Genomic DNA, 13,799 nt, shown 5'->3' with positions numbered 1-13,799 from the left:
TCCACCCGGTTCTGCCGGGTGGATACTATTATTAACTTAAAACTTTAAGCACTATGGCTGAAAAAACGAGGTATTCTGACGCTGAACTTGAAGAATTCCGCGCCATTATCATGGAAAAACTTCAGCTCGCGGAACGCGACTATGAGAAACTGAAAAGTAGTATAATGAACACGGATGGGAACGATACGGACGATACATCTCCTACATACAAGGTATTGGAAGAAGGAGCCAACACATTGTCGAAGGAAGAAACTACCCGTCTGGCTGCCCGTCAGCTGAAGTTCATTCAAAACCTGCGCGCGGCACTGGTACGTATCGAGAACAAAACCTACGGAATCTGTCGTGAAACAGGAAAGTTGATTCCCGCTGAGCGTCTTCGTGCGGTGCCTCATGCCACATTGAGCATTGAAGCCAAGCAGCATGGAAAGAAGTAACGAACATTAGTTTTTAACTCGAAGTTGGGAATTGAAGGTTGAAAAAACGCTGCTTTTTCAGAGTGGGCCATTTTCAATTTTCAGTTCTCAATTTTTTTGAATCGATTTGTAATTTGAAGAAGATGAAGAAATTTCTCACTCAGGGTCGTCTGGCTGCTCTTGTAGTGGCAGGGGTGCTGATTATTGACCAGCTTATCAAAATCTCGGTAAAGACAAACATGTTTTTGCATGAGAACATTCACGTGACTGACTGGTTTTATATTTATTTCACCGAAAACAACGGTATGGCTTTCGGGCTTGAGATTTTCGCCAAACTGTTTCTGACGCTGTTCCGCATCGTGGCGGCCGTGTTGATTACGGTATACATTACCAAGCTGGTGAAACGGACCACGGACAAGGTGAAGAACGGTTACCTGGTGTGCCTTTCCCTGATTCTGGCCGGTGCGGTGGGCAACATCATCGACTGTATGTTCTATGGCGAGATTTTCAGTGAGAGCACACATTCGCAGATTGCTTCGTGGGTGCCGCTGGGCGAAGGTTATTCCAGCTGGCTGCACGGCAAGGTGGTGGACATGTTCTATTTCCCGATTATCGATACCTACTGGCCCGACTGGATGCCTTTTGTGGGGGGTGACCATTTTATTTTCTTCAGTCCGATATTCAACTTTGCCGATGCGGCTATCAGCTGCGGTATCATTGCATTGCTCATTTTTTATTCGCGCTACCTGAATATGGGTGCCCGTGCGGAGTCCACTACTTCCAAAGAAGCCAAGAAATGAAACGGATTGCTGTTATAGGAGTCTCGGCCTTGATGCTGTGCGGCCTGTTCGGGTGCGGCAAGAAGGTGCCCAAGGATGTCATCCAGCCTCAGGCCATGGAGGATTTGCTTTATGATTATCACTTGGCTACGACGTTGAGTGCTGATTTGCCATACAATGAGAATTACAAGAAGGAGGCATATCTGGCCTATGTGTTCAAGAAGCACCATGTCACGGAAGCGGAGTTTGATTCTTCCATGGTGTGGTATTCCCGTCACAGCGACGAGATGACGACCATCTACCAGAACTTGCAGAAGCGGATGGAGACCACGGCGGAGCAGTTGAAGAAGCAGACCATCCGTCACAGCGGGGAGGTGTCTGTCTCCTTGTCGGGCGATACGGTGGATTTGTGGCAGGACCGCACACTGTACTGGCTCACGGCTTACGGCCTGACCAACAAGCTGACTTTTGATTTGAGGGCGGATACCTCTTTCCACGAGAAGGACCGACTGGTATGGGAAGCTGATTTCTCTTTCCTGCCGAAAGGGAAAACATCGGGTCGTGTGGTGATGGGAGTGAACTTGACTTTCAGCAACGACAGTACGCAAGGCATGACGCGCGTGGTGAGCATGTCGGGGATGCAACGCTTGGTCATCACGCCCGATTCTGCTTTCAAATATAAGAATGTGACCGGTTTCATGTACTACACCGGAGAGGAAGAAACCTTGGTGCTGGTCAGCCGCATTCAGCTGATGCGTTACCGTACGCCGGAACATCTTCTGCCGGTAGTGTCCGATTCACTGGCTGCAGAGCCTGCCGACACGCTTTTGAAGGATTCCCTTCGCAAAAACAGAATCAAACGACCGGAACTCATGAAGCGTTGAAGTCCATGATTTATTATGCATCTCATTATCTCTGGCATGCGGGGCAGAACCGACTGTTCCGCATGCAGCGTATAGGGCTGGAGGCTTCCAGTCATCACTTTGTTTCCATGGAACCGTTGGAAGAAGAGGTCCGTCAGACCCAGTGGCTGGGAGGACTGGTGGTGCTGGCTCCCTGTCAGCCGGAGGTGAGAGAGGGAGAGTCATTCCCGCATTTCTGCCTGCGGGTGTCCCAGTCGGTGACGGGTGGAGAGCCCTTGTATGCGTTTCACGTGATGGGGTTCGACTTGCAGGCCATGGATTTTACATCGAGGAGCCGGCTGGTGCGCTTATGACATGCGGCGTCGGAACTCGGCGCACACAATGGCAGTGGCCACCGCCACATTCAGTGATTCGCTGGTTTCCTGTCCCTGCGGGTAGTTGGGTATCAGCAGTTTCTGTGACACCATCGCTTCAATTTCCTTGCACACCCCGTTCCCTTCGTTTCCCATCACGATGACACCGTGTGCCGACAGTTCCTGCGAATAGAGGCTGTCACCGTCCAGGAAGGTACCGAACACCGGAATCTTCCTTTCAATCTGCAGGCGGATGAAGGCTTTCAGGTCACAATAATGCAGTTTGACGCGGGCCAAGGCACCCATGGTGGCCTGTACCGTTTTGGGATTGAAGGCATCGGCCGTGCCGGGGGAACAGAAGATATCCTCTATGCCGAACCAGTCGGCAATGCGGATGATGGTGCCCAGGTTGCCGGGGTCCTGCACGTCATCGAGTGCCAGACAGAGCGAGTGGGCGGGCAGGGTGTCGTCGTAAGGGTACGACGGTAGCTCGAATATGGCCAGCACTTCCTGCGGATTTTTCAGCAAGCTGGCGCGGGCCAGCTCCTCCGGAGTCACTTCAATGGTTTCCTGAGCCAGCAGAAGAGGGTGTTTTTCCAGCCATGAAGTGGTGGCTATCAGGAGGCGGCAGGAGAAATGTCCCAGCAGGTCGCCTACCAGTTTGTTGCCTTCGGCCAGAAATGCATTTTCGGCTTTCCGGTACTTTTTCATTTCCAGTGACCGGATGTATTTGATTCTGTTTTTGCTCAGCATAATTGTGACGGGGATTTTTAATTATATTTTAAGAACAAAGCTAAGAAGATATTTTTAATTAATGCCTATCTTTGCATGTAATTTTGCATATATCCGCTTGTTTGTATGAAGATATCCCCCCGTTTCTATATAGGTCTGTGTGCGATGCTGCTTTTTCTGAGCGGATGTTCGGTCAGTAAATTCATCCCGGAGGGGCATTATCTGCTGGACAATGTGAAGGTGGAATCGGATAACAAGGAAATCAAGTCTTCCCAGATGACGGCCTATCTCCGTCAGACACCGAATGCCAAGTGGTTCAGTCTGGTGAAACTTCCCATGTACATTTACGGGGCTGCCGGAAAAGATTCGACCAAGTGGATGAACCGTTTCCTGTATCGCATAGGAGATGCTCCCCGAATTTATAATCCGGAGTTGGCGGAAGAGACACGTCTGCAGATTGAGCAGGCTGTACGCAACATGGGCTATATGAGCGGGCAGGTGAGCATGCACACTCAGACAAAGGGAAAGAAAATCAAGGTTTATTATCAGATTCATTCCGGCGACCCCTACCTGATTTCACGGGTGGCCTACGATATTTCCGATTATCGGATTCACGATTACCTGATGGCTGATTCGGCTCGTTCTTACCTCAAGGAGGGAGACCGTCTGGATATCAACCAGCTGGATCAGGAGCGTGAACGCATCACGCAATTCCTGCAGAACCGCGGATATTATCGTTTCAACAAGGATTTCATCACATATCAGGTGGACACCATGCGCAATTCGCGTAATGTGGACCTGATTATGCAGCTGCATCCTTACCGCCGGAAAAAAGAGGATCCGCCTTCACCACATCGCCAGTATTATCTCCGGAATGTGGGATTTGTGTTCGATGTGGATTTTGCCGATCTTGCTTCCGAAAGTCTGGAAGGCATTGATTCCATCCGTTCGGGAGGGGTGGATTTCTATTTTAAGGACAAGATGTTTCTGCGCCCTCAGGTGATTGGAGATAACAATCACTTGAGAACGGGGCAGCTGTATCGGGTGCGCGACGTGCAGAACACGTATTCGGCACTCGGGCGGCTGAATATCCTGAAATATTCCAATATCCGTTTCCGGGAGGACTTGCGGGCTGATTCGGCTTACCTGGATGCGTATGTCATGCTGACCCGCAACAAGAACAAGTCGCTTTCGTTCGAGATTGAAGGTACCAATTCCGCAGGCGATTTGGGAGCGGCGGCTTCGGTCGCATACACCCACCGCAACCTGTTCAAGGGGTCTGAAACTTTCACCATCAAGGTGCGTGGGGCCTATGAGGCCGTGACGGGACTGGAGGGCTATGCCAACAGCAATTACATGGAGTATGGAGTGGAGACCAGCCTGAATTTCCCGGAATTCATGTTTCCTTTCCTTTCGGCTGATTTCCGCCGCCGGAGCCGAGCCACATCGGAGGTGACGGTGAAATACAACTGGCAGATTCGTCCGGAGTTCGAACGTACGGTGGCATCTGCGGGGTGGAGTTATCACTGGAGCAAGCGGCGGGCTACCCATCGTTTCGATGTGCTCGACCTGAACTATATCTACATGCCGTATCGTTCGGAGACTTTCCGGGAATACCTGAATTTGATGGATGAGAGGAATCCCCTGTTGCGTTACAGCTACGAAGACTTGTTTATCGTGCGTATGGGATATACCTATACGTACAACAGTTCCGGGGCCACATCGTTGAAGACTTCGCGCCGGAATTCCTATTCCATCCGTTTTAATATTGAAGAGTCGGGCAACTTGCTGTATCTCTTTTCGAAGGCAATTAACGGGAAGCCGAAGAATGGGGAGAATTATCAGATGGCCAATATCGGCTTTGCCCAGTATGTGAAGACCGACTTCGACTATGCCAAGAACTTTATGATTGACGACCGCAACGCGCTGGTGTTTCACGTGGGGGTGGGAGTGGCCGTGCCATACGGAAATTCCAAGAGTCTTCCGTTTGAAAAACTGTATTTCTCCGGAGGAGCCAACAGCGTGCGCGGTTGGAGTGTCCGCTCGCTGGGACCGGGAGGCTACCGTGGCGACAGCAACAGTCTGGATTATGTGAACCATACGGGCGACATCAAGCTCGACCTGAACCTGGAGTACCGCACCCATCTGTTCTGGAAACTGAACGGAGCCGCGTTCATCGATGCCGGAAATGTGTGGACCATCCGCAATCGGGAATTGCAGCCCGAAGGCTTGTTCAAGTTCAACCGCTTCTACAAGCAGCTGGCCGTGGCCTACGGACTGGGTATCCGTTTCGACTTGGATTTCTTGATTATCCGTTTCGACGGCGGTATGAAGGCCGTCAATCCGATGTACACTGGGCGCGACCGTTACCCGATTGTCTCTCCCGACTTCAAGCGCGACTTCGCCTTTCATTTTGCAGTAGGTTATCCGTTTTAATTCTTTATATATGAGTACGAACAAGAATGTATATACCCATGAAGAAGTGGACCAGCTGAAGGCCTGGTTCGACCAGGCTGAGCTTCCGGCTGAAATGCAGTTGGACAAGGCTGTCTACATCCCCGATGTGAAAGAAACCGTGCGCCGCCTGTTCCTGCAGGCCTATGTGTGCTGTGAAAATCCCCGTCTGCAGGGCTGTCTGCGTTTGCTGGAACGTATCAAGGCCCATCTGGAAGAGGAGAAAAAGAACTAGATGGGGCTAAAATTGCCGGCTTTCTTTCATATTTGCGAAAAAAATACGAAATTTGCACAGCAACGAAAAAAGATTTTTTCAATACACCTTTATAAATATAACAATTATGACAAAAAGTGCATTACAAATTGCAAGAGCTGCTTACCAGCCGAAATTGCCGAAAGCATTGAAGGGTGCGGTAGTAGCCAAGGAAGGCGAACCGACTCAGTCTGTAGCCGATCAGGAAGAAATCAAGAAACTGTTCCCGAACACTTACGGCATGCCGTTGATTCAGTTCGTGGAAGGTGAAGCCAAGGAATTTGCTCCGATGAACGTCGGCGTAATCTTGTCTGGTGGACAGGCTCCTGGTGGCCACAACGTCATCTCTGGTTTGTTCGACGGTATCAAGAAACTGAACCCGGCCAACAAACTCTACGGTTTCATCCTGGGTCCTGGCGGTTTGGTAGACCACAAATATATGGAACTGACAGCCGATATCATCGACGAATACCGTAACACAGGTGGTTTCGATATCATCGGTTCAGGACGTACTAAACTGGAAAAAGAAGACCAGTTTGAAAAAGGATACGAAATTCTGAAAGAACTGGGCATCAAGGCACTGGTAATCATCGGTGGTGACGACTCAAATACAAACGCTTGCGTATTGGCTGAATACTATGCTGCCAAGAACTATGGCATTCAGGTAATCGGTTGCCCGAAGACTATCGACGGTGACTTGAAGAACGAAATGATTGAAACTTCATTCGGTTTCGATACTGCCTGCAAGACTTACTCTGAAGTAATCGGTAACATCGAACGTGACTGTAACTCAGCCCGCAAGTACTGGCACTTCATCAAACTGATGGGACGTTCTGCTTCTCACATCGCACTGGAATGTGCTTTGCAGACTCAGCCGAACATCTGTATCATCTCTGAAGAGGTAGAAGCCAAGAACATGTCTTTGGATGATATCGTGACTCACATCGCTCAGGTAGTAGCCGACCGTGCCGCTGCCGGCAACAACTTCGGTACCGTATTGATTCCGGAAGGTCTGATTGAATTCATTCCGGCCATGAAGCGTCTGATTGCTGAATTGAACGACTTCCTGGCTGCCAATGGCGAAGAATTCAACAGCATCAAGCGTTCTAAACAGCGCGAATACATCATCAGCAAGCTGTCTCCTGAAAACGCAGCTATCTATGCTTCTCTGCCGGAAGGCGTAGCCCGTCAGTTGTCACTCGACCGTGACCCGCACGGAAACGTACAGGTTTCTTTGATTGAAACTGAAAAGCTGCTGTCTGAAATGGTGGGAACCAAGCTGGCTCAGTGGAAAGAAGAAGGCAAGTATGTAGGCAAGTTTGCTGCTCAGCACCACTTCTTCGGTTACGAAGGACGTTGCGCTGCTCCGTCTAACTTCGACGCCGACTACTGCTACTCTTTGGGTTACACTGCTTCTATGTTGATTGCCAACGGAAAGACAGGTTACATGTCTTCTGTACGCAACACAACCGCTCCTGCTGCTGAATGGATTGCAGGTGGTGTGCCTATCACCATGATGATGAACATGGAACGCCGTCACGGTGAAATGAAGCCGGTTATCCAGAAAGCATTGGTGAAACTGGATGGTGCTCCGTTCAAGGCTTTCGCTGCTATGCGTGATACTTGGGCTAAGGAAACAGCTTACGTATATCCGGGTCCGATTCAGTACTTCGGTCCGACAGAAGTTTGCGACCAGCCGACGAAGACTCTGCAGTACGAACAGGCAAAATAAATTGAAGGTTGAACTCCCGCAAGGGATTTTCAGCTGATATCTATCTTTTAGCGAAGAATCGGGCCGACCATCCGAGCGCCGGATTCTTCGCTATTTGTTGAAATACAATCTCTACCGCATGGGCGGTACATCTTTAGACATTCTTCATAAACACATTGACGATGACCAAAAAATCACCCATTCTCGCGGTGAACGAAGCCGAGAAAAAAACTTCCCGCAAGCGTCCTGCGGCCAGGAAAAACACGGGCAGACGAAAGACCGCTTCCGGCAAGCCGTCGGGAAGAACCCCGCGGGGAAAAAAGAAAATCCGCCACTGGCAGATGCCTTCCTGGTGTTATTATCTGTTGCTGGGGGGGATAGGTGCCTGTTTTGTCGTCGTATTCTATTATTTCTTTATCCGTCCCTACGCCTACCGCTGGAAACCTTGTTACGGGCTGAAAGCCTACGGGGTATGCCTGCCATACGGGTTTGAGGTGCATGGTTTCGACGTGTCGCACCATCAGGGGCAGATTGACTGGGCAGAACTGCAGAAAACGCAGAATTCGCCGTTTCCCGTACGGTTCGTGTTCATGAAAGCCTCCGAGGGAGGGGACTTCAGTGATACGGCATTCATTCATAACTTTGACGAGGCCCGCAAGCATGGGTTCATCCGCGGCGCCTATCATTTTTATAATCCCAAGACAGATGCTTCCCGCCAGGCCGATTTCTTTATCCGCTCCGTGAAACTGGAGCCGGGCGACCTGCCTCCGGTACTCGACATCGAGGTGAGGGGAGAGAACGAGAAGAAGCTCCGCCACGACCTGAAAATCTGGCTGGATAAAATCGAACATTATTATCGGGTGAAACCGATTCTCTATACATCCTACAAGTTCAAGACCCGCTACCTGAACGACTCCGTCTTCAATTCCTATCCCTACTGGATTGCCCACTACTACGCCGACTCGGTGGAATACAAAGGGCAGTGGCGCTTCTGGCAGCACACCGACGTAGGTCGTCTGCCGGGCATCCGCGAAGAAGTGGATTTGAACGTGTTCAACGGTACGCTTGACGAACTGAAACGCATGACGATTCCCTGATTGCCGGAACTCCTTCCGGGAATCATAAGAGAGATAAAAAACAAAACCCTCCGCAGGTATCCTTTTCAGGAATCCCTGTGGAGGGTTTGCTTTATATAATAGAAGATAAGGGAAAAATCCCGTAGACTTAGTTACGGAACTTCAATCCATCACCCTCGCGCTCTACGATGATCGGTTTCTCGCGGTTCACTTCCTGTGACAGAAGTTTCTTTGACAAATCGTTCAGCAAGTAGCGCTGGATGGCACGTTTAACCGGACGTGCACCGAATTCCGGATCGTAGCCGGCAGTAGCCAGGAAGTCGATGGCTTCGTCGCTCATCTGCAAGGTTACACCGTTGTCCTCCAGCATCTTCTGGATGCCTTTGATTTGCAAGCGGACAATCTGTTCGATTTGCGGCTTGTTCAACGGCTGGAACATGATGATTTCGTCGATACGGTTCAGGAACTCCGGACGGATGGTCTTCTTCAGCATGTTCATCACCTCTTTCTTGGTCTCGTCTACCACCTGGTCGTGGTTCTGGTCGTTGATTTTCTCGAACTGACTCTGGATGTACGAGCTGCCCAAGTTGGAAGTCATGATGATGATGGTGTTCTTGAAGTTCACCGTACGTCCCTTGTTGTCGGTCAGACGTCCGTCGTCCAGTACCTGCAACAAGATGTTGAACACATCCGGATGTGCCTTTTCGATTTCATCGAACAAGACTACTGAATACGGTTTCCGACGCACGGCTTCGGTCAACTGACCCCCTTCATCGTAACCTACGTATCCCGGAGGCGCACCAATCAAACGTGATACGGTATGCTTTTCCTGATACTCACTCATATCGATACGCGTCATCAGCGATTCATCGTTGAACAGGTATTCTGCCAAAGCCTTGGCCAGTTCGGTTTTACCGACACCGGTCGTACCCAGGAAGATGAACGAACCAATCGGACGTCTCGGGTCTTGCAGTCCGGCACGGCTACGACGTACGGCATCGGCCACAGCCTGGATGGCTTCATCCTGTCCGATGACCCGCTTGTGCAGTTCGTCTTCCAGATGGAGCAGCTTTTCACGCTCGCTCTGCAACATACGGCTCACCGGTATACCCGTCCAGCGGGATACCACGTCGGCGATGTCTTCTGCCGTTACCTCTTCCTTGATCAAGGCGTTGTCGCCCTGTTTCTTCTTCAGGTCCTCTTGGATAGACTTGATTTCGTTCTCCAGTGCCTGCAGCTTTCCGTAACGGATTTCGGCCACCTTTCCGTAGTCGCCTTCACGTTCTGCCTTATCAGCTTCGAACTTGAGTTGTTCGATTTCCTTCTTGTTCTGCTGAATCTTGTTCACCAGTTCCTTCTCACTCTGCCATTTGGCCTTGTAAGAAGTCTCCTGTTCCTTCAGTTCCGCAATCTCCTTGTTCAACTGAGTCAGTTTTGCCTCGTCCTTTTCCCGCTTGATGGCCTCGCGTTCAATTTCGAGCTGTTTCAACCGGCGTTCAATCTCATCCAGTTCTTCCGGCAGAGAGTCACGTTCCATACGCAGCTTGGCAGCCGCCTCATCCATCAGGTCGATGGCCTTATCCGGCAAGAAACGGTCGGTGATGTACCGGCTGCTCAGTTCCACGGCTGCGATGATGGCCTCATCCTTGATACGCACCTGATGGTGGTTTTCGTAACGCTCCTTCAGTCCACGCAAGATGGAGATAGAGCTGGCCGTATCCGGTTCGTCTACCATGACGGTCTGGAAACGACGTTCCAACGCCTTATCCTTCTCGAAATACTTCTGGTATTCGTCGAGGGTAGTGGCACCGATGCTCCGCAGTTCCCCACGGGCCAAGGCCGGTTTCAGGATATTGGCCGCATCCATGGCACCTTCGCCTTTTCCGGCACCCACCAAGGTGTGGATTTCATCGATGAAGAGAATGATGTTTCCATCAGACTTCTTCACTTCGTTGATGACCGATTTCAGACGTTCCTCAAATTCACCTTTGTATTTGGCACCAGCCACCAGCGCACCCATATCCAGTGAGAACAGCTGTTTGTTCTTCAAGTTCTCCGGCACATCGCCCCGAAGGATTCGCTGTGCCAGTCCCTCTACGATGGCCGTCTTACCGGTACCCGGTTCACCAATCAGAATCGGGTTGTTCTTCGTACGCCGGCTCAGAATCTGCAATACCCGTCGGATTTCCTCGTCACGGCCGATGACCGGGTCGAGTTTTCCGCTTCGTGCAGCTTCTATCAGGTTGATGGCATATTTATTCAGTGATTGATACGTATCTTCACTCGATTGCGAGGTCACATTCTGACCCTGACGCAATTCCTGGATGGCAGCCCGAAGTTCCTTGTCGGTCAGCCCTGCATCCTTCAGCATGGTAGCCACCGTGCTTTTCACGTTCAGCAGTGCCAGCAACAAGGCTTCGAGTGACACATATTCGTCGCCCAGTTCCTTGGATACCTCCACGGCTTTCTGCAACACTTCGTTGGCGTCACGGCTCAGGTAGGGTTCTCCTCCCGATACCTTCGGCAAGGAAGCAATCTGCCGGTCGAGTACGGTTTCTATCTGCTGGCCGTTTATGCCGAGTTTCTGGAAAATGAAGTTGGTTACATTTTCGCCCACCTTCAGCAAACCTGCCATCAAATGTTCCGGCTCGATGGCCTGCTGTCCGCGGTTCTGTACCAGGTTCACCGCCTCCTGCACTGCCTCTTGCGATTTGATTGTAAAGTTGTTAAAGTTCATAAATGGTCTCCTTTCTCGTTCTTGTTGTTTTTCTTTTTCTTTGCCGGGAGCCTCCCGCCTTGTGACAGGCGGCGCACCGACGCTTACTTTTATGCAAACTCTTTGCCAGAAGCCATTTGTGGAAAAAGTCTGACGAATTGTCATTTTATGTGGTTTTTATACTGAAAATCTGTCAGTTATAGGGTGTTTTTTGGCAGTTGGAAAAACGCACTTGCGTTTTGGTTGAAACGCAAAGGCGTTTGCGAACGAATGTACTTGCGTTTTTTCGGCCTCCTCAAAGTCCTTGTTACTATGAGGTTTGATAGCCTGTAAAACAAAAAATAGCCTGAATCACAAAATGAAAATATTCTGAACCGCAAAGATGTGTGATTCTGCCAATAAGGTACCTCTTTCCCCGTTGAATATCATGGTAGATTGTGTCCTTTTTGTTTTCTTTATATATATGATTTTGTTTGAATCTCAAAAAGTATATAAAAATATGAGCAAAAAAGTTTCTTTTCTTACCCTGTTTCTGTGGCTGACGGCAGTCACTTTTCCTGTCATGGCGCAGCAGAAAACAGACACGACCTACACCTTCCGCTTCGTGCCGCAGAAGGACATGTTCTACGTGCCTTGGAATGGCAATGACACGGAACTTGCCCGTCTGCTGGAATGCATCGAGCGCAACAGAACGGACATTCTTGACGGCAAGCTGCCGCTTTATGTCGACGGCTACTGCAACTCGCTGGGCAGCGAAGCCGAGAACCTTGCCACGGCGAAGATCCGTGCCAACCGTGTGAAATCCGAACTGATTATCCGTGCGGAAATCAAGGAAGAAAACTTTATCACCCGCAACCATGCGACAGAGGGAGACTTTGTCACTGTGCGCCTAACGATACCGGTCAAGGAAACAGCCGCGACGGATGCGGAAGCGGAAGCACGACGCAAGGCGGAAGCCGAACGACTGGAAGCCGAGAAGCGTGCCGAACAGGAACGACTTGCCGAAGAGCAGCGCAAGGCGGAAGAAGCCCGACCCAATATTCTTGCCGACACGCCGTCGGAAACCAAAATCACAACTGATTATCATCTCTCCCTGCGTGCCAACCTGCTGCGCTGGGCTACCCTGACACCCGATTTAGGACTTGAATGGCGCATCTGCCCGTCGTGGGGCATTGCCGTAAACGGCTCGTGGACTTCTTGGACGTGGAGCGACAAGGACCGCCGCTATGCACTCTGGGAAGTGGCTCCGGAAGTGCGTTACTATATGGGCGAGAAGAAAGCCTGGTATCTGGGTGCGATGTTCAAGGCCGGACAGTTCAACTACAAGCTCTCCGAAACAGGCAAGCAGGGCGACCTGATGGGTGGCGGCATCACCGCCGGCTACCAGCTGCGGCTGAACAAGGCATTAGATCTTGATTTCAACCTCGGCTTGGGCTGCCTGCACGCGGACTATGAGCAATACGAGACCATCGGCGGTGTGCGGGTGCGTGCCGGCAAGGAGACGAAGAACTGGTGGGGCCCGATCAATGCGGGTGTCACCTTGGTGTGGAAGCTGTTTTAGCGAAAGGAGGAAAATATGAAGACAACGACAAGATATACGACAACGATGCTGACCCTTGCGCTGCTGCTCACGCTGGGCGGCTGCGTCAAGGACGAACTGCATGACACACCGCATCCCGACACAGGTAAGATCACCGTCACCGCCGACTGGACTGACCGGGGCGAAGGAGTGAACATCCCCGCTTCGTGGCATATTGTCATGGGTGACTATACAGGCACGGAGACTGGTGCGACCCACTCGCCGGACTATCTTTTCAATCCAGGCAGTTATACCCTTGCGGTGTATAACCCTGCCGACGGCATTACGGTAAGCGGCACAACGGCTACAGTGGCGACAGCGGACGGCAGTTTCATTACGGGTATACCCGGCTGGCTCTTCACATCCGTGCAGGAGGTGGCTATAGAAGCCGACACCGATTACGAGCTGACCGCCGTCATGCGGCAGCAGGTACGAGAACTGACCCTTGTCATCAAACCTGCGGGCGATGCGGCAGACCGTATCGAGAGTATCGAGGGCACGCTGAGCGGAGCGGCAGGGACGCTGGACTTCGCCACGGGCACCCACGGTACGCCCTCGGAGGTGGAACTGCATTTTACGAAGATAACTGAGGGCGACGATGCGGGCAAGTGGATGGCAACCGTCCGGCTGCTCGGCATTGCGGGCGACGCGCAGCGGCTCACCGCCACGCTGACCTACACGGACGGCAACCCGCAGCCTACATCTCTCAATAGCGACCTCACGTCTGCTCTCAACAGCTTCAATGACGGCAAAACCGCGCCTTTGACCCTCGGCGGCACCTTGGCCGAGACCCCTGGCGAGGCGGGCTTCACCAGTGAAATCACAGACTGGGAAACAGTGGACGGCGGCGGAGTGGATGCCGAAATGTAA

12 protein-coding genes are annotated in these 13,799 nt (G+C 51.3%); 10 read left to right on the top strand and 2 right to left on the bottom strand.

What is annotated here, in order from left to right:
• Window positions 1–53: 53 nt before the first annotated feature.
• The 4 genes from OIM59_RS09700 to OIM59_RS09685 all read left to right on the top strand — a co-directional run bounded on the left by OIM59_RS09700 (window position 54) and on the right by OIM59_RS09685 (window position 2,408).
• Window positions 54–434: a TraR/DksA C4-type zinc finger protein gene (locus tag OIM59_RS09700; protein WP_022353887.1), complete on the top strand. Its 381-nt coding sequence runs from the start codon at window positions 54–56 to the stop codon at window positions 432–434.
• Between the two features lie 122 nt (window positions 435–556).
• On the top strand, window positions 557–1,213 hold the full coding sequence (locus tag OIM59_RS09695; protein ID WP_303896415.1) for a lipoprotein signal peptidase: 657 nt from the start codon (window positions 557–559) through the stop codon (window positions 1,211–1,213).
• Entirely contained in the window at window positions 1,210–2,076 is an 867-nt protein-coding gene (locus tag OIM59_RS09690) for a DUF4296 domain-containing protein (protein ID WP_299168676.1), read from the top strand. The genes OIM59_RS09695 and OIM59_RS09690 overlap by 4 nt, the downstream gene beginning before the upstream one ends.
• Window positions 2,077–2,081: 5 nt before the next feature.
• Entirely contained in the window at window positions 2,082–2,408 is a 327-nt protein-coding gene (locus OIM59_RS09685) for a hypothetical protein (protein ID WP_299168678.1), read from the top strand.
• Here the strand turns inward: OIM59_RS09685 and OIM59_RS09680 are convergent.
• The gene (locus tag OIM59_RS09680; RefSeq protein WP_299168680.1) at window positions 2,403–3,161 is read right to left on the bottom strand and encodes an RNA methyltransferase; all 759 of its coding nucleotides are present in this window, start codon (window positions 3,159–3,161) and stop codon (window positions 2,403–2,405) included. The genes OIM59_RS09685 and OIM59_RS09680 overlap by 6 nt on opposite strands.
• A gap of 105 nt (window positions 3,162–3,266) precedes the next feature.
• On the opposite strand from OIM59_RS09680, the gene OIM59_RS09675 reads away from it, so the two are divergent.
• The 4 genes from OIM59_RS09675 to OIM59_RS09660 all read left to right on the top strand — a co-directional run bounded on the left by OIM59_RS09675 (window position 3,267) and on the right by OIM59_RS09660 (window position 8,655).
• Window positions 3,267–5,576: a BamA/TamA family outer membrane protein gene (locus tag OIM59_RS09675; protein WP_303896412.1), complete on the top strand. Its 2,310-nt coding sequence runs from the start codon at window positions 3,267–3,269 to the stop codon at window positions 5,574–5,576.
• Between the two features lie 10 nt (window positions 5,577–5,586).
• Window positions 5,587–5,829: a hypothetical protein gene (locus OIM59_RS09670; protein ID WP_072542117.1), complete on the top strand. Its 243-nt coding sequence runs from the start codon at window positions 5,587–5,589 to the stop codon at window positions 5,827–5,829.
• A gap of 106 nt (window positions 5,830–5,935) precedes the next feature.
• Window positions 5,936–7,579 (top strand): diphosphate--fructose-6-phosphate 1-phosphotransferase, encoded by a 1,644-nt coding sequence (locus tag OIM59_RS09665; protein WP_299168685.1) that lies wholly within the window; start codon window positions 5,936–5,938, stop codon window positions 7,577–7,579.
• 161 nt (window positions 7,580–7,740) lie between these two features.
• Window positions 7,741–8,655, top strand: a complete 915-nt coding sequence (locus OIM59_RS09660; RefSeq protein WP_303896410.1) for a glycoside hydrolase family 25 protein — start codon at window positions 7,741–7,743, stop codon at window positions 8,653–8,655.
• A gap of 127 nt (window positions 8,656–8,782) precedes the next feature.
• Here OIM59_RS09660 and clpB read toward each other — a convergent pair whose 3' ends face one another.
• Window positions 8,783–11,371, bottom strand: coding sequence for an ATP-dependent chaperone ClpB (clpB, locus tag OIM59_RS09655; RefSeq protein ID WP_299168689.1), 2,589 nt, complete (start codon window positions 11,369–11,371; stop codon window positions 8,783–8,785).
• Between the two features lie 478 nt (window positions 11,372–11,849).
• On the opposite strand from clpB, the gene OIM59_RS09650 reads away from it, so the two are divergent.
• Together OIM59_RS09650 and OIM59_RS09645 are read left to right on the top strand one after the other, a co-directional pair.
• Complete coding sequence (locus OIM59_RS09650) at window positions 11,850–12,911, top strand: DUF3575 domain-containing protein (RefSeq protein ID WP_299168866.1); 1,062 nt, start codon at window positions 11,850–11,852, stop codon at window positions 12,909–12,911.
• 45 nt (window positions 12,912–12,956) lie between these two features.
• Window positions 12,957–13,799, top strand: coding sequence for a FimB/Mfa2 family fimbrial subunit (locus tag OIM59_RS09645; protein WP_299168869.1), 843 nt, complete (start codon window positions 12,957–12,959; stop codon window positions 13,797–13,799).

Source organism: Bacteroides mediterraneensis (assembly GCF_025993685.1).
GTDB lineage: Bacteria > Bacteroidota > Bacteroidia > Bacteroidales > Bacteroidaceae > Phocaeicola > Phocaeicola mediterraneensis_A.
This window is presented reverse-complemented; position numbering and strand designations above follow the sequence as displayed.

Excerpts from the sequence above, each read along its gene's own strand:
- OIM59_RS09665 (WP_299168685.1), top strand. The coding sequence starts at position 5,936 with ATGACAAAAAGTGCATTACAAATTGCAAGAGCTGCTTACCAGCCGAAA.
- OIM59_RS09675 (WP_303896412.1), top strand. The coding sequence starts at position 3,267 with ATGAAGATATCCCCCCGTTTCTATATAGGTCTGTGTGCGATGCTGCTT.
- OIM59_RS09680 (WP_299168680.1), bottom strand. The coding sequence starts at position 3,161 with ATGCTGAGCAAAAACAGAATCAAATACATCCGGTCACTGGAAATGAAA.
- clpB (WP_299168689.1), bottom strand. The coding sequence starts at position 11,371 with ATGAACTTTAACAACTTTACAATCAAATCGCAAGAGGCAGTGCAGGAG.
- OIM59_RS09650 (WP_299168866.1), top strand. The coding sequence starts at position 11,850 with ATGAGCAAAAAAGTTTCTTTTCTTACCCTGTTTCTGTGGCTGACGGCA.
- OIM59_RS09690 (WP_299168676.1), top strand. The coding sequence starts at position 1,210 with ATGAAACGGATTGCTGTTATAGGAGTCTCGGCCTTGATGCTGTGCGGC.
- OIM59_RS09660 (WP_303896410.1), top strand. The coding sequence starts at position 7,741 with ATGACCAAAAAATCACCCATTCTCGCGGTGAACGAAGCCGAGAAAAAA.
- OIM59_RS09670 (WP_072542117.1), top strand. The coding sequence starts at position 5,587 with ATGAGTACGAACAAGAATGTATATACCCATGAAGAAGTGGACCAGCTG.
- OIM59_RS09695 (WP_303896415.1), top strand. The coding sequence starts at position 557 with ATGAAGAAATTTCTCACTCAGGGTCGTCTGGCTGCTCTTGTAGTGGCA.
- OIM59_RS09645 (WP_299168869.1), top strand. The coding sequence starts at position 12,957 with ATGCTGACCCTTGCGCTGCTGCTCACGCTGGGCGGCTGCGTCAAGGAC.
- OIM59_RS09700 (WP_022353887.1), top strand. The coding sequence starts at position 54 with ATGGCTGAAAAAACGAGGTATTCTGACGCTGAACTTGAAGAATTCCGC.
- OIM59_RS09685 (WP_299168678.1), top strand. The coding sequence starts at position 2,082 with ATGATTTATTATGCATCTCATTATCTCTGGCATGCGGGGCAGAACCGA.